A 15,825-nucleotide genomic window follows, 5' to 3' on the forward strand; every position below is an offset into this window, starting at 1 on the left:
AATTCTCATTCATCAGCCCTTATCCGCGACTTCAGCATCAGGAAAGCGGCGATAGTTTGTCCGTGAGATTTTTGATTCTGACTTCTTTGAAATCAGGGACAGTGCAACCGTGCCGGCTGACTCTACCGATTGCACAGCAATCAGAGTTCTTGCTGTTCAGTATCCGGATTTTGGCTCAAAGCGTGCCGTGCAGCGGCATAATGTGCCGGCGTAATATGTCTGCGCACAGAGGCCAGCGCTGCCATGAGCACGGCCATATCATCGGTAAAGCCGATGCCAACCAGCAGATCCGGTACAAAATCAAACGGCAGCACGAAATAAGCAAGTGCGGCAAGCAGTATCGCACGCACACGCTTAGGCGTTTTAGGATCAAGGGCACAATAATAGGAGGCCACCAAATCTTCCGTAAAAGGTATCCGGCCTGCGGCTTTTTTCAGGGTTTTCCAAAAATGTTTACGGACACGACGCGCACGACTTTCCTGTTCGCGCTCGGTGCCCGGCTGCAAAATTTCACCTATTTTGACATCATCCATAGCAGATCCTCATGGGAATACAGATGGTGCAGTTGCTGCTGGTTTACAAGATATGCGGAGATTGAGCGCTGTTAGCCTGCATATTCATTGGCAAGCTGTGCCATGCGCATATCCAGCACTGTCAGGCCTTTGGCAGAATGGGTGGTCAGGGTTATTTCAACTTTATTATAAACATTGAACCATTCCGGATGGTGGTCGAGTTTTTCCGCTGCCAGAGCAAGGCGGGTCATAAAAGCAAAGGCTGCAGTGAAATCACGGAATTTGAAATCCTTACGGATTGATTTGTGATCTTCAGATAATTCCCAGCCGGTGAGGCCAGATAAACTAGTCGTGATTTCTTCGCGGGTGAGGGGTATGCGAGACATAGGGAGGACTCCTGAAATAGAACGACGTGAAAATATACCACGAGACTGCATTAAATTACCGTAACTTGTTTTTTGTACAGTTTCGGTTCATGTCACATTTTATATTTGTACCTGTATCAGAACCAATCTTGATTCAATGATTGCATAAACTGAAAACATACCTGCCTTAGCGCTGGTGTGTTTTATATTTTGAATGCCGGGGGAATGTATGCCGCAGCCATTTTCAATTCTTTTCATCTGCCTTGGGAATATTTGCCGTTCTCCCTTGGCTGAAGGTGTTATGCGCGCTGTGGTGCAGGAGCGTTTTCCGCAACGGGAGTTCCTGATCGATTCTGCCGGCACCAATGGTTATCATACCGGTGAAGCGCCGGATGAACGATCTGTGGCCGTTGGTAAGCAAAATGGTATCGATATTTCAAAACAGCGCTGTCGCCAGCTGATTGATGAAGATTTCAGCCGTTTTGATCTGATTTTGGGCATGGATCAGAATAATCTGATGACAATCAACCGCCTTGCACCTTGTGGAAGTTCTGCCGTGACCGGTCTGTTTACGGCTGTCGCGCGTGATGGCCTTGATGGTCATACAGCAGATCGGGGTGAGGAAATTCCTGACCCGTATTATGGTGATACGGAAGATTTCGAACGGGTCTATGAGATGGTTCGTGAGGCAGCTGAGGCGTTAGCCGACAGATTAAAATAACAAGGCGCTAGCCGATAGATTAAAATAATGCGGCGCTAGCCGATAGACTTTCTTAAGTGCGATAGCGGCAGATTACTCTGCCGCTGTTTTATTACTAAGGAGCCGCAGATTACTCCGCGGCTCCGGCAGGAAACTGATAATTGGAAGCAGATACATCCTGTCCGTTTTCAAAACCGGCATTGAAGGATGCGCTGCGCAGCGGCCAGACTTCTTCCGTCACATAAGGGCCGCCACCAGTGGATTCCTTTGAGGACATCAGCACGAACCGGCTGACGTTAAACGGCAGCGTCGTGAAATTGCCCCGCTCAGACAAATAGCGCGCCAGCTGCATATCCGGCAGACCTTTGAGCCGTGCCAATGTGACATGCGGGGTAAATTTGCGCGGGTCAGGCGGCAGGCGCAATCTCTGGCAAATACGCTCCATTTCAGCCTGCAAGGCCAAGAGGTCAGGGGAAGGCGTAACACCGGCATAAATACTATGCGGTTTTTTGCTGCCGAAAACATCAACGCCCGCCAGTTGCAGAGTAAAACTCTGCCGGTCAATGCGATCCAGCGCATGTACGATCTCATCGGCAACATGGCCTTCGACATCGCCGATAAAGCGTAATGTGATGTGATAATTTTCGGGATCAATCCAACGAACTGACCCTTTAGGGCCGATAATTCCGCCACGTAACAAAGATAGTGACAGGGCGGCGTCGCGGGAAATTTCAAGGGCAGTGAAAAGGCGCGGCATAGCATCCTCCTCAAAGGGATATGGTCTTAACATTTGGTTTTGGTCAAACCGGCACCATTGATTTGCGGTCCGGTCTGCACCAGCAAGACAGTATGTTTGTGAGGCAGGCTGTCATGCTTTTATCATAGCGAAGCACTGATTTTCCCTGATTACAAGGACTTTATGGAGTACTCCGCAGATGTTTATTCAATCGTATAAAAACCTGCTGATATTACCACATCATGTGTTTCACAATGCATAATTAGCATATGCATTGTGTCAGGATGATGAAACCACAATAGGGTCTTATCGCCTTAGTTGAGATCAATTGATTCCTGATCCAGCATGGCTTTCACATCCGGCAGAATATTCTGCACCATGATTTTTACGCCTTGCGGATTAGGATGCATACCGTCTTCCAGCAGCAAGCTTTTATCCGCGGCAACACCATCCAGAAAAAACGGATAGAGCCTCACCTGATATTTATCCGCGAGCTTTTGATAGAGCGGATTGAATTTTTCCGCATATTCAGCGCCCATATTCGGTGGGGCAATCATACCGGCCAACAGCACGGGAATGCCGCGTGTCTGTAACCGCGCCAGCATCTGATCGAGGTTCTGTTCTGTCAGCTCAGGAGAGATGCCGCGCAGGGCATCATTGGCACCAAGTTCTAAAATCACTAGCTGTGCTTCATCCGGCACTGACCAGTCGAGTCGTGCCAGGCCCGCACTGCTGGTATCACCGGATACACCGGCATTGGCCACAGTGACTTTATAACCGGCTTCTGTCAGGGCGGATTGTAATTGTGCCGTAAAACCATCTGTTTGTGCCAGCTGATAGCCTGCCATCAGACTGTCACCAAAGCCGACAATCTGCACTGTATCATTGCTGGCATCCTGCGCTGCGACGGGGGACGCGGCAAAGATCGAGAGCCCCAGCAATAAAGCCACGCTTGTGAGATGAGAGAGCCGCAGCGCCATTGGTTTTTGATCCTGTCTGAACATTATAACTTGCATATGGCGAATAATATCAGGCTTGCAAGAGCCAAATTTATGGTCATTGGCAACAGTATTTCAGTCTTTGCCCTGTACATTAGCTTTATGCGACCCCAGATAGAAAACAATCTGTCTTCAGGGCCTCCGCCATTTATCAGGGAAATGACGTGACAATGCAGCCTCACCAATCCGGTATCACGCTTGAAAATATTGATCTGACTTTGGGGAGTAATGCTTCCCGCGTTCATGTTCTCAATGATATTTCTCTAAAAATACAAAGCGGTGAATCGGTTGGTATTGTCGGGCCTTCCGGCTCCGGCAAATCCACTTTGCTGATGGTGCTGGCAGGACTTGAAAAAGTCGATAGCGGCAAAGTGCTGATCAGCGGCGAGCGGATCGACACAATGAGCGAAGATCAGGCTGCGGCCTTTCGCGGTCGCAATATCGGTATTGTCTTTCAGTCCTTTCATTTGATTCCCAATATGACAGCTCTGGAAAATGTCGCCGTGCCACTGGAACTGGCGGGGCGCGATGATGCATTTGCGGTTGCAGAACAGGCTTTGAAATCGGTTGGTCTTGGCCATCGTCTGTCGCATTATCCTTCGGCTTTATCTGGTGGCGAGCAGCAGCGCGTAGCGATTGCCCGCGCTCTGGCGCCAAAACCGGCAATTCTGATTGCTGATGAACCGACTGGTAATCTCGATAGCGAAACCGGTGGCCAGATTGCGGATTTGCTTTTTGCCAAGCAGCAGGAATACGGGCTGACAATGGTGCTGGTGACCCATGACCCGTCACTATCTGCCCGTTGCGCCCGTGAAATTCATGTGCGGTCAGGGCAGGTTCATGCAGAGCCAATCCATGGTGCTGAAGAACCTGTTCCGGCGGAAGCCGCCCAATGAGTAAAGCCAAACCATCTTTTGCTCTCGCTTTGCGTTTTGCTCTGCGTGAGATGCGCGGTGGCCTGACCGGCTTTTACATTTTCCTTGGCTGTATTGCCCTTGGTGTCGCGGCAATCGGCGGCGTCAACTCCGTTGCCCGTTCCATTGCTGATGGTCTGGCTGTCGAAGGGCAGGCTATTCTCGGTGGCGATGTCAGCTTTATGCTCAATCAGCGTGAGGTGAATGAACAGGAACGCGCGTTCTTGAATGCTCAAGGCACTGTGTCGGAGAATATCACCATGCGCTCAATGGTGCGCATGACGGATGGTTCCGATCAGGCGCTGGTTGAGGTAAAGGCTGTTGATAGCGCTTATCCGCTCTATGGCACGTTGAAACTGCAACCGGATTTGTCTTCAAACGAGCGTTTTGCCTTACAAGACGGTGCCTATGGCGCGGCTGTACCGCAGCTTTTGCTTGATCGCTTGAATTTGAAAATCGGCGATCAGATCATGCTCGGCTCGGCAAAATTCACGTTGCGGGCGATTATCGAGAGTGAGCCGGATATGCTTAGCACTGGCATGGCGCTCGCTCCGCGTTTTCTGACCTCGGATGAAGCTTTGCGGGCAGCCGGTCTTATTCAGCCCGGCAGTCTGGTCAATTATATTTATAAAATTGCTTTGCCCGATACGGCGCAGTCAGGGGCACAGGATACGCGGCTTGCAGCGCTGGAAAGTGCAGCCGAAAAAAACTTCCCCGAAGCAGGATGGAATATTCGCAATCGTAACAATGCGGCTCCCGCCTTATCAGCCAATATTGAGCGGTTTTCGCAATTTCTCACCCTTGTCGGGCTGACTTCACTGATTATCGGTGGCGTTGGTGTAGCCAATGCGGTGCGTAGTTTTCTCGATGGTAAGCGGCCGGTTATTGCGACATTCAAATCGCTTGGCGCATCTGCCGATTTCGTGGTGCTGATTTATCTCTGCCAGATTGTGGCGATTGCGCTGATCGGTATTGTGATTGGTCTGGTGCTGTCATTGGGGTTGAGTGCTGCGGCGGTTTTCGGCCTGTCTTCCTATTTGCCAGTCAGCGGCGGTTTGAAAATTTACCCTCAAGCTTTGCTGCTGGCCACGGCTTTCGGTCTGATCACAACGCTGATTTTTGCGCTACTGCCTTTGGGGCGGGCGCGAACAATTCCGGCAACAGCTTTGTTTCGTCAAAAAGGTTTTGACCAGAGCGGCTGGCCGCCGGTGCTCTATATGGTAACCGCCGGAGTTTTGCTGCTGGCATTGATTGGTCTGGTGCTGTTTTTTGTTGAAGATCAGCGCATTGCCGGTGTTTTCATTGTCGGTGCGGTTGCTGCTTTTATCATTTTGCGCGGCGTGTCTTTTGGCTTGCGGATGCTGGCGCGCAAAGCGCAGCATTTTCTTTTTGCGCGCAAAGCGTCGCGGGTTAAAGCGCCTGCTTTGCGGCTGGCTATTGGCAATATTCATCGCCCGGGTGCCTTGACGCCTTCTGTTGTGCTGTCACTTGGTCTTGGCCTGACATTGGTTGTGGCGCTGGCTTTGGTGGATGGCAATCTGCGTCGTCAGATCACCCAGAGTCTTCCAGCCCACGCACCGAATTTCTTCTTCGTTGATATTCAGAATACCGAAATTGACGGTTTTCGCGATTTGCTGGCCAAAACAGCGCCGGAAGGCAAGGTCGTCAGCGCTGCGATGTTGCGCGGGCGTATTGTGGCGCTGAACGGCATTGATGTTGATAAGGTCAATGTGCCGCCGCAAGGTGCGTGGGTATTGCGCGGTGATCGCGGCATTACCTATGCCAAGAATCTGCCGGAAAATTCCACCATGTCGCAAGGCGAATGGTGGCCTGCGGATTATAGCGGTGAGCCGCTGGTCTCTTTTGCTGCCAAAGAAGCGCAAGAGCTCGGGCTGAAAATCGGGGATAAGATTACGGTCAATGTGCTTGGCCGGAATCTCACCGCGAAGATCGCCAATTTCCGTCAGGTGCAATGGGAAACACTGGCGATCAACTTCGTTATGGTGTTTTCACCCAATACTTTTGCCGGTGCGCCGCATTCATGGCTGGCCACGCTGACAGATGCTAATGCATCACCGGAGCAAGAAGCGAATGTGTTGCGTACTGTGACACAGACTTTCCCTGCGGTTACTTCGGTACGTGTGAAAGACGCAATTGAAGTCGCTAATGATTTGATCGGCCAGCTGGCGGTTGCAATCCGCTGGGCTGCATCGGTTGGTCTGCTGGCCGCAATCTTGGTGCTGGCAGGAGCCTTGGCTGCGGGCAACGGTGCCAGACAGCATGATGCGGTCGTGTTGAAAACACTTGGCGCAACGCGTCTGACTTTGATCCGTGCTTTTATCTATGAATATGCATTGCTCGGCTTTGCGACGGCTGTTTTTGCTTTGGGTGCCGGTGGTCTGGCCGCATGGTTTGTCGTGGTCAGGCTGATGAATTTGCAGATGCGGATGTTGCCGGATGTGGCTTTCTTCACGGTTTTAACCGCGCTGGTTTTGACCGTCGGCTTTGGTCTTGCCGGTACATGGCGGGTGCTGGGACAGAAAGCGAGTTCGGTGCTGCGAGAACTATAATGGAGTAAATCCTGCAATTCTCTGCGTAATTCTAAATATCCGTGCAGGCAAAAAGACATAAAAAACGTCGCTTTTTCCTAATATGCGCCTGTTTGGTCTTGTTTTAAACACGTAAAATAACCATTATATTGGGAAGGCATGCTGGGGTTCCGCCAGCGGCGCCTGGGGAGCGCCCCTGACACCGGACGGAACAGAGCTAGAGGAATATCATGGTAGATTTTCGTAATGTACAGGCGCAGAGCCCGATCGGGGCGCGCGCAGACGCAGCCATCGATCAGGGGCTGCGCTCCTACATGCTTGGCGTATATAATATGATGGCGATTGGCCTGGCCGTAACCGGTCTGGTTGCTTATGCCTTCGCAGCTCTGGCGGTTACAACAGATCCGTCTGCTGCTGTCGGTCAGCTTGCCAATGGTAAAATGCTTACCGCACTTGGTGCCGCAATTTATACTTCGCCACTGCGTTGGGTAATTATGCTTGCCCCTCTGGGAGCTGTGTTCTTCCTCAGCTTCCGTATTGAGCGCATGAATGTTGCAACCGCTCAGCTGACCTTCTGGGTTTATGCTGCTCTGGTTGGTTTGTCGCTGTCGTCGATCTTCCTGATCTATACATCGGCTAGCATCGTGCAGACCTTCTTCGTTACCGCGGCTTCTTTTGGTGCCCTGTCGCTTTATGGCTACACCACCAAACGTGACCTGACGGCAATGGGTTCGTTCCTGATGATGGGTCTTTTCGGTCTGATCCTCGCTTCGATCGTGAATATTTTCCTTGGTTCGACTGCTCTGCAGTTTGCAATCTCGGTTCTTGGTGTTCTGATCTTCGCAGGTCTTACCGCTTATGACACCCAGTCCATCAAGGAAATGTATTATGAGGGCGATTCTTCGGATGCGATGGGTCGTAAGATTGTTATGGGCGCGCTGCGTCTTTACCTCGACTTCATCAACATGTTCATGTTCCTGCTGCAGTTCCTGGGCAATCGTGATTAATTCACGGAACTGAATTTATGAATTGAAAAGGGCGGCTGCAAAGCCGCCCTTTTTGCTGTCTGCTTGATGGATATGAAATGCTGATACCCTGTGTAACAAGGCTGTAAATGAGCTATAAAAAAACGCCGCTGAATGTCTTCAGCGGCGTTTTTCGTAGCTTAGATAATGCGCTTATCAGGCTTTGGCCAGATCGCGCAGAACGGTCTGCAGAATGCCGCCGTTCTTCATGTAATCCAGTTCATCCAGCGTATCGATACGGCAGATTAATGGCACCTGTTTCACGGTTCCATCACCGAACGTAATGGTTGCATTGGTCTTCTGGCGTGGACGAATATCTGCCAGACCTTCAATGGTCACCACTTCGTCGCCTTTCAGGCCGAGGGACTGCCAGCTTGTGCCTTCTTCAAACACAAATGGTACAATGCCCATGCCAACGAGGTTGGAACGGTGAATACGCTCAAAAGACTGCGAGATCACAGCTTTAACACCGAGCAGGTTGGTGCCCTTGGCAGCCCAGTCACGGGACGAGCCGTTACCATATTCAATACCGGCAAACACAACCAACGGAACGCCCTCTGCCTTATACTGCATTGCTGCATCATAGATCGAGGTTTCTTCCTTGCTTGGGTAGTGAATGGTGTAACCGCCTTCGCGGCCATTTTCACCCAGCATGTGGTTGCGGATACGGATGTTCGCAAAAGTACCGCGCATCATGACTTCGTGGTTACCACGACGTGTACCGTACTGGTTAAAGTCTGCAACGGCGACGCCGTTATCGAGCAGATATTTACCGGCAGGGGATTGTGCCTTGATCGAACCGGCTGGCGAAATGTGGTCAGTGGTGATCTTGTCACCGAACAGGCCGAGCACGCGTGCGCCCTTAATGTCGGAGATTTCACCGGCTGATTTGCCCATGCCTACGAAATATGGCGGGTTTTGCACATAGGTCGAGTTATCGTCCCATGCATAGGTCTGACCGGCTGGTACTTTCACAGCCTGCCAGTTTTCGTCGCCCTTGAATACGTCGGCATATTTTTCCGAGAAGATCTTGCGCGTTACGTTCTTGGCAATGAATTCCTGAATTTCAGCCGATGAAGGCCAGATATCACGAAGGAATACTGGATTGCCGTCTTTGTCTTCGCCAAGCGGTTCTGTGGTCAGATCCTTGGTGACTGTACCGGCCAGAGCGTGGGCAACAACCAGTGGCGGGGATGCCAGATAGTTGGCCTGAACGTCAGGTGATACACGGCCTTCAAAGTTACGGTTACCGGAGAGAACAGCAGCGCCGATCAGACCTTTTTCATTGATGGTCTTGGAGATCGGGGCAGGCAGCGGACCGGAGTTACCGATACAGGTAGTGCAGCCGAAGCCAACCAGATTGAAGCCCAGTGCGTCGAGATCTTTCTGCAGACCTGCATTTTCCAGATAGGCAGCAACAACCTGTGAGCCAGGTGCCAGCGAGGTTTTAACCCAAGGCTTGGTTTTCAGGCCTTTGGCAACAGCATTACGGGCAAGAAGACCGGCAGCAATCAGCACACTCGGGTTCGAGGTGTTGGTGCAGGAGGTGATCGCAGCAATCACAACATCGCCGTGGCCGAGATCGAAATCTTCGCCTTCAACAGCATAGCGTGCAGTCTGACCGGTTGTTTTCTTGTATTCTGCTTCCAAAGAGGTTGCAAAACCGGAGGCAATGCCTTCCAGAGCAATACGGCCTTCAGGACGCTTAGGACCAGCCATCGATGGCACAACGTCAGCCATATCCAGCTCAAGAATGTCGGTGAAGAGAGGATCTGTGCTGTCAGCTTCACGCCACATGCCCTGCGCACGGGAATAGGCTTCAACCAGTGCAATGCGATGTTCATCGCGGCCGGTTGTGTGCATGTAGTTGAGGGTTTCTTTATCTACCGGGAAGAAACCACAGGTCGCGCCATATTCAGGGCCCATATTGGCAATGGTTGCACGGTCTGCCAGCGTCATATTATCGAGGCCCGGACCGAAGAACTCAACGAATTTACCGACAACGCCTTTTTTACGCAGCATCTGGGTAACGGTGAGCACGAGGTCAGTCGCGGTGATGCCTTCTTTGACCTTACCGGTCAGTTTGAAGCCGATAACTTCCGGCAACAGCATGGAAACCGGCTGGCCAAGCATCGAAGCTTCCGCTTCAATACCACCAACACCCCAGCCAAGAACGCCAAGGCCGTTGACCATAGTGGTGTGGGAATCTGTACCAACGCAGGTGTCAGGATAAGCAACGGTCTCGCCGTTTTCTTCCTTAGTCCACACGGTCTGCGCCAGATATTCAAGGTTAACCTGATGGCAGATACCTGTGCCCGGAGGAACAACGCGGAAATTCTGGAATGCCTGCTGACCCCATTTCAGGAAACGGTAACGCTCGGCATTGCGCTGATATTCGAGATCAACGTTGTTTTTGAAAGCCTGCGGATTACCGAATTCGTCAACGATCACGGAGTGGTCGATTACGAGGTCAACCGGTACCAGCGGGTTGATCTGTTCAGCGTCGCCGCCGAGTGCCACCATGGCATCGCGCATCGCAGCAAGGTCAACAACGGCAGGAACGCCGGTAAAGTCCTGCATCAGCACGCGTGCAGGGCGATAGGCAATTTCCGCACCGGCAGAACCACGGTCAACCAGCCATTTGGCGATATTTTCGATATCCGCTTTCTTGACGCTGCGGTCATCTTCAAAGCGAAGAAGGTTTTCAAGCAGAACCTTCATGGAGAAAGGGAGTTTAGATACGCCTTCAAGACCGTTTTTTTCAGCTTCGGTCAGGCTGTAATAAACATAGTCTTTGCCGTCGACGGTGAGCGTCTTGCGGCATTTGAAACTATCGATGTGAGACACGATGTTCGTCCTTCATGCTTACTGGCCGGAAAACCAGGACGAACGCCTCTGCTGCGTTTCAAGGACGCGCTTAGGTGCGGGTGCAGTCATTTCCGCTGTCCGTCCCGAGGCCTGTGCTTAACAAGGAATTTGTTTAACAAACATCAGGCTTTAGAGATCGGCCAAAAATGGTTTCCACGCCGACCGCTGGCATGGTAGCTGCTATATAGTCAGTTTTTTAAAACTGTTCCAGACTCTTAATGTGTAAAATTATGCCATTGCGGCGAAATGTTGCGGCTTGTTTTGTCGAGGTTCCTGATAGGGGAAACGTAATAATAATGCGCAAAACCATGCGATCGGAGGCCATATGCGGCTTGTTGCGGAAAATCTGAGCGGAGAACGGGGTGATAATCTCCTGTTCAACTCTCTGTGCGCAAGCCTGAAGGATGGTCAGGCTCTGATTATTACAGGGCCGAATGGTGCAGGAAAATCAACATTGCTGCGAATCATCGCGGGGCTGTTGCCCGCCTCAGAAGGGGCGGTCTGGCTGGAGGCGGATGAGGCGCAGGAACCGGTCATGGCGCATAGTCATTATTTGAGTACGCTGAATGCGATGAAACCGGCGCTGAGTGTTTATGAAAATCTGAAATTCTGGCAGGATTTTCATGGCAATCCGCTGCATGATATTGATGAAGCGCTGGAAATTGTCGGTCTCTATAATATCGACCATTTGCCCTATGGCTATCTCTCCACTGGGCAGAAGCGCCGTGTGACCATTGCCACGCTGCTGTGTTCGCACCGGCCATTGTGGCTGCTGGACGAGCCGACCTCCGGTTTGGACACACATGCACAAGCGATGTTTGCCGGTGTGATGCGCGGGCATCTGGCTTCGGGCGGTATGATTGTTGCGGTCACGCATATTGCGCTTGGTTTAGAGCAAGCCGGTTCAGATGCCGTGCAATATTTGCAACTTGAGGATTACCTGCCGAAAGATGATAGCAGTGAAACGCAGGGCTGGTTCTCATGAAAGCACTTTTCTGGCGAGACTTGCGTATTGCTATCCGTGCGGGTGGCGGTGCGTTAACCGGCATCTTGTTTTATCTGGCTGTTGCCGCCGTTGTGCCATTTGCTGTAGGGCCTGATCTTAAATTGCTGGCGCGGATTGGTCCCGCAATGCTTTGGCTTGGCGCACTCTTGGCGGTGCTGCTTGGTCTTGACCGCTTGTTTCAGGCGGATCGGGAAGACGGTTCACTGGATGTGATGATTATGGCGCGTGAGCGCCATTTCCTGACCCTAACCGTGATCGTGAAATGTCTGGCGCATTGGGTGGCAGCCGTCTTGCCGCTGGTGATTGCCGCGCCGTTTCTGGGGCTGATTATGAATATGGAGCCGCTAGCCATTGCGGCGACAACACTGACATTGCTGATCGGCACGCCTGCGGTTATCTTTATCGGTGCGCTGGGCGCGGCTTTGGCCGTTTCCATGCCACGCGGCGGGTTACTTGTTTCGGTGATGATCCTGCCGCTGACAATTCCGGTGCTGATTTTCGGCGTGTCTGCATCCTATGGTGCGGTGACAGATAATGCTGCTTTTCTCTCGCCATTACTGATGCTGACCGCGAATACGTTGATTGCAGCGATTATCGGACCATTGGCCGCAGGTTATGCATTGAAAATTTCAACAGATTAAACCCATATTCTGCAAAGAGTACTGTCTCTTCCGAGATCACTCTAATGTTAAAGTGTTAGAGCGACCTTTGTGTGCCAAGATAGGCACACGGCGCTCTAAGGATAGCTTAAGTTTACAAATATATCCGGGTATCTATGACTGAACGACCAACTGATAAAGCCACATCCAAAGTTGCGCCGCGGCGCTTTCAGGCGCTGCTTGATCTGGCTAACCCGACACGCTTTTTAAGCCTGAGTAGTGCAATCCTGCCATGGATGGTTGCACTGACGGTGCTGTTGTTGCTGACCGGTCTTTATATGGTGTGGTTTGCACCGGAAGATTATCAGCAGGGACTGACCGTTAAAATCATGTTCATTCATGTGCCTTTCGCATGGCTGTCGATGATGTGCTATTCGGTAATGGCCATTGCCGCGCTCGGCACGCTGGTCTGGCGCCATCCACTGGCTGATGTGTCGGCCAAAGCTGCGGCACCGCTCGGTGCCATGTTTACCGCATTGGCGCTGGTCACAGGTTCGCTGTGGGGCAAGCCGATGTGGGGTACATGGTGGGTGTGGGACGCGCGCCTGACCTCGGTCTTTATTCTGTTTTTGATGTATCTCGGTATTATCGCTTTGACCCGCGCCATGGACGATCAGGCGAAATCGGCACGCGCTGCGGCGGTGCTGACACTGGTTGGCTTCATCAATATTCCGATCATTAAATTCTCGGTTGACTGGTGGAATACGTTGCATCAGCCAGCTTCTGTGCTGCGGATGGAAGGGCCGGCAATGCCGCCAAGCATGCTTTATCCGTTACTGGTAATGGCATTGGCGATGACCATGCTGTTTTTTACGCTGCATCTGATGGCGATGCGTAATGAGATTTTCAGCCGCCGTATTGCTGCGATGCGCAAAATTGCAGCACGTAATGCCGAGCGTGAAAATCGCAGACCTGCAGGAGAAGCAGTATGAGCCATCTTGATTATGTTTTAATTTCCTACGGCGTTTCAGCGGTTGTGATCCTGATGATCGTGGCATGGATTGCCATGACCCAGAGAAATTTGCGTGCAGAGCTTGTCCGACTTGAACAACAGGGCATCCGCCGCCGCTCAAACAAGGCAAAATAACTATGACAGATCCGGTTAAACACACGGACGACGGTGATGTGCAGCCAACGAAAAAGCGCGTTTTCGTGGCGCTGTTGCCATTGATTATTTTTGCTGCTCTGGCCGGTATTTTTACATGGCAGTTGCTGAGCGGAAAAAACATGCAGGAAATTCCCTCCGCTTTGATCGGGCGGGATGCGCCGCAGACCGATCTGCCGCCGCTGGAGGGATTACGGCTGGCTGATGGTTCGCAGACACCTGGCCTGAAGGGTTCCGATCTGAAGGGGCAGGTGACACTGGTCAATATCTGGGCATCATGGTGTGTGCCGTGTCGCGATGAGCATCCGCTGATCGTGAAACTGGGGCAGGATCCGCGCATTAAAGTTGTTGGCCTGAACTATAAAGACGCACCGGAAAATGCGCTGGAGTTTCTGAACAGTCTCGGCAATCCCTATGATGTTGTCGGCACGGATCGCTCAGGTCGTGCGGGTATTGAGTGGGGTGTTTACGGTGTGCCGGAAACCTTCATCGTCAACCGTGAAGGCAAGATCGTTTATAAATTTGTCGGCCCTTTGAGCACGGAAAGTCTGATTAAACAATTTATGCCGGAAGTTGAAAAGGCTTTAGCACAGTAAGATTGCGGCGAAAGAAAACAGAAGGGCTTCGCATTTCGCGAAGCCCTTTTTTTATTTAAAGACTATTGCCGGTTTTCACAGCACAGGTAGCTAAGAAAGTTGGCAGATAGGGATCAATCACAAAGCGCGGCGCAGGCTGATAATCCTCCTGAAAACCGGCAATGACAAATCCGGCTTTGAGCTGCCCGCTGATCTGATCAGACAGGCTGTGCCCGAAGACAAAGGCTTCCTGATTTTGTTGTTTTGCCGCGAGCTGCTTGTCGTTCAGGTGATCCTGTTCTGCAAAAGGCATGCGATAAAGCGGGCGGATAATGCCTTGCTTGGCATCTTCCGGATTTCTGGCGCCGACGAAAACGACAGGATTGTAAAAGCTGGAGAGTAACCGTCCGCCGTGTTTTAACACCCTGTAGCATTCACGCCATACAGGCTGAATATCCGGTATATATAGGTTGGAGATCGGGTGAAAAATGACGTCGAACGTCTCGTCATCAAAGCAGGATAGATCGCGCATATCACCCTGAATAGCGGTGAGTGACAGGTTCTCTCGCTTTGCAACCATGCGATCCTGATCGAGTTGACCTTCAGAAAGATCGAAGACCGTAACCTTTGCACCCGCTGCGGCCAGAAGCGGTGCCTGCTGGCCGCCGGCTGATGCAAGGCAAAGGATTTTGCGATCACGCACATCGCCTAGCCATGAGGCCGGAATTGTACCGGGTGTGAGTTTAACCTCCCACTGACCGGCACGGGCTGTTGCAACCTGTTCAGAAGAGACTGGTTGTGACCATTCGCAATTGGCGCGGGCCTGCTTGTCCCATGCTTCACGGTTGTGATTGATGATATCCGAATGTGGTTTGGTAGTTTGCATGATGAACCTCTGGAATTTCCGTTGGTCACCGCAAGAAAGATCTGAAGGCGCGGAAGCCGTGTGCATATATTCTTGATATACGCGGGGCTTATACTGTCCATGTAATGCCGTCATTCATCCTCCTCGCAGGCGAAGATAAGATAAATAAATTGAAACGGGCATTACTGGTTCACTACACGACACTCCTCTGTGTCTTTTGAAAATAGAAGAAATATCTTTGTCGTCAATAAACAAGGTTGAGATGTGAGGGGGTAAAAGGCAATTACATATGATGCCGCTTAAATATAACGTACTGTAATTGTTTGATTGTATGAGGACTCAGTTGAGATCGCTACGCAATTGTTCAAGCATTTTAGGTGGCATTCCTAAAGCATTATAATCACAATATTCGTCTATAAGTGCTTTTGCTTTCTGTTTTATCTGTGCCAGATCAATATTTCTGTCTTCGGGAATAACAAGTTCCATTCTCTCGGCGAGGTCACCTGCGGCGTTTATAGAAATGCGTCCAAGGTTGAAAGCAATTTGTTGCTGACGGTCAGAGGTGGTGATTGATGTCGGATTATACATAAATTCGGAAGGTATATCCAATGTGAGGTCTATTATTGTGATTTTATTGCTGTCGATTGCCTCAAAATATTGCTTGCCGAGTTCGTAGCCTTTCTGAGTGAAGCTTGAGGCCAAGATGCTTATGGCTGGTGATGGTTTCAATACGTTACCAGTATTGGTGAGTAGAATAGCGCATTGGAAATATTTTAATGCTTTGGCAGGCATTGCTAAATAATCTTGTTTACTGAGTTCTTCGCTGTGAATTGTTCCGTTTAATAGCAAAAATGTTGATAAAGCGACCAATAGTGTTGATTTGAAATTCATCGTTTCTGCTGCCGCTATATTGAAGGTTGTAAAAAAAAGAGGGTTCCGAAGAACCCT

16 protein-coding genes are annotated in these 15,825 nt (G+C 51.0%); 9 read left to right on the forward strand and 7 right to left on the reverse strand.

All coding sequences use genetic code 11. The features are described 5' to 3' along the window. Positions 1 to 140: 140 nt before the first annotated feature. Both QUF18_RS01715 and QUF18_RS01720 read right to left on the reverse strand, forming a co-directional pair. Complete coding sequence (locus tag QUF18_RS01715; protein WP_289384699.1) at positions 141 to 533, reverse strand: YkvA family protein; 393 nt, start codon at positions 531 to 533, stop codon at positions 141 to 143. A 71-nt stretch (positions 534 to 604) separates the two neighbouring features. Continuing rightward, positions 605 to 898, reverse strand: coding sequence for a 4a-hydroxytetrahydrobiopterin dehydratase (locus QUF18_RS01720; RefSeq protein WP_289384700.1), 294 nt, complete (start codon positions 896 to 898; stop codon positions 605 to 607). 208 nt (positions 899 to 1,106) lie between these two features. Between QUF18_RS01720 and QUF18_RS01725 the strand changes: the two genes are divergently transcribed. Further along, a complete protein-coding gene (locus QUF18_RS01725; protein WP_289384701.1) occupies positions 1,107 to 1,598 on the forward strand; it encodes a low molecular weight protein-tyrosine-phosphatase in 492 nt (163 codons plus the stop codon). Between the two features lie 109 nt (positions 1,599 to 1,707). Here QUF18_RS01725 and thpR read toward each other — a convergent pair whose 3' ends face one another. Further along, positions 1,708 to 2,334 carry an RNA 2',3'-cyclic phosphodiesterase gene (gene thpR / locus QUF18_RS01730; RefSeq protein WP_289384702.1) on the reverse strand — a complete coding sequence of 209 codons (627 nt, stop codon included), beginning with the start codon at positions 2,332 to 2,334 and terminating at the stop codon, positions 1,708 to 1,710. Positions 2,335 to 2,627: 293 nt separating this feature from the next. Then, positions 2,628 to 3,320, reverse strand: a complete 693-nt coding sequence (locus QUF18_RS01735) for an arylesterase (protein WP_374806468.1) — start codon at positions 3,318 to 3,320, stop codon at positions 2,628 to 2,630. A gap of 161 nt (positions 3,321 to 3,481) precedes the next feature. On the opposite strand from QUF18_RS01735, the gene QUF18_RS01740 reads away from it, so the two are divergent. The 3 genes from QUF18_RS01740 to QUF18_RS01750 all read left to right on the forward strand — a co-directional run bounded on the left by QUF18_RS01740 (position 3,482) and on the right by QUF18_RS01750 (position 7,781). Next, positions 3,482 to 4,207: an ABC transporter ATP-binding protein gene (locus tag QUF18_RS01740; RefSeq protein ID WP_289386087.1), complete on the forward strand. Its 726-nt coding sequence runs from the start codon at positions 3,482 to 3,484 to the stop codon at positions 4,205 to 4,207. After that, complete coding sequence (locus QUF18_RS01745; protein WP_289384703.1) at positions 4,204 to 6,795, forward strand: ABC transporter permease; 2,592 nt, start codon at positions 4,204 to 4,206, stop codon at positions 6,793 to 6,795. The genes QUF18_RS01740 and QUF18_RS01745 overlap by 4 nt, the downstream gene beginning before the upstream one ends. Positions 6,796 to 7,004: 209 nt before the next feature. After that, positions 7,005 to 7,781, forward strand: a complete 777-nt coding sequence (locus QUF18_RS01750) for a Bax inhibitor-1/YccA family protein (protein WP_289384704.1) — start codon at positions 7,005 to 7,007, stop codon at positions 7,779 to 7,781. Between the two features lie 174 nt (positions 7,782 to 7,955). Here QUF18_RS01750 and acnA read toward each other — a convergent pair whose 3' ends face one another. Continuing rightward, positions 7,956 to 10,646 (reverse strand): aconitate hydratase AcnA, encoded by a 2,691-nt coding sequence (gene acnA, locus QUF18_RS01755; protein WP_374806444.1) that lies wholly within the window; start codon positions 10,644 to 10,646, stop codon positions 7,956 to 7,958. Positions 10,647 to 10,992: 346 nt separating this feature from the next. Between acnA and ccmA the strand changes: the two genes are divergently transcribed. The 5 genes from ccmA to QUF18_RS01780 all read left to right on the forward strand — a co-directional run bounded on the left by ccmA (position 10,993) and on the right by QUF18_RS01780 (position 14,033). Next, entirely contained in the window at positions 10,993 to 11,652 is a 660-nt protein-coding gene (ccmA, locus tag QUF18_RS01760; RefSeq protein WP_289384705.1) for a heme ABC exporter ATP-binding protein CcmA, read from the forward strand. Further along, a complete protein-coding gene (ccmB, locus tag QUF18_RS01765; protein WP_289384706.1) occupies positions 11,649 to 12,314 on the forward strand; it encodes a heme exporter protein CcmB in 666 nt (221 codons plus the stop codon). Before ccmA ends, ccmB begins: the two co-directional genes overlap by 4 nt. A gap of 134 nt (positions 12,315 to 12,448) precedes the next feature. Continuing rightward, the gene (locus QUF18_RS01770; protein WP_289384707.1) at positions 12,449 to 13,264 is read left to right on the forward strand and encodes a heme ABC transporter permease; all 816 of its coding nucleotides are present in this window, start codon (positions 12,449 to 12,451) and stop codon (positions 13,262 to 13,264) included. Next, entirely contained in the window at positions 13,261 to 13,419 is a 159-nt protein-coding gene (gene ccmD, locus QUF18_RS01775; protein WP_289384708.1) for a heme exporter protein CcmD, read from the forward strand. The genes QUF18_RS01770 and ccmD overlap by 4 nt, the downstream gene beginning before the upstream one ends. 2 nt (positions 13,420 to 13,421) lie before the next feature. Beyond that, complete coding sequence (locus QUF18_RS01780) at positions 13,422 to 14,033, forward strand: DsbE family thiol:disulfide interchange protein (protein WP_289384710.1); 612 nt, start codon at positions 13,422 to 13,424, stop codon at positions 14,031 to 14,033. Between the two features lie 55 nt (positions 14,034 to 14,088). On the opposite strand, the gene QUF18_RS01785 is transcribed toward QUF18_RS01780, so the two are convergent. Further along, entirely contained in the window at positions 14,089 to 14,898 is an 810-nt protein-coding gene (locus tag QUF18_RS01785) for a class I SAM-dependent methyltransferase (protein ID WP_289384712.1), read from the reverse strand. Positions 14,899 to 15,216: 318 nt separating this feature from the next. Next, positions 15,217 to 15,768, reverse strand: coding sequence for a hypothetical protein (locus tag QUF18_RS01790; protein ID WP_289384714.1), 552 nt, complete (start codon positions 15,766 to 15,768; stop codon positions 15,217 to 15,219). Positions 15,769 to 15,825: the final 57 nt, after the last annotated feature.

This window comes from Pseudochrobactrum kiredjianiae (genome assembly GCF_030362795.1).
GTDB classification, from domain to species: Bacteria; Pseudomonadota; Alphaproteobacteria; order Rhizobiales; family Rhizobiaceae; genus Pseudochrobactrum; species Pseudochrobactrum kiredjianiae.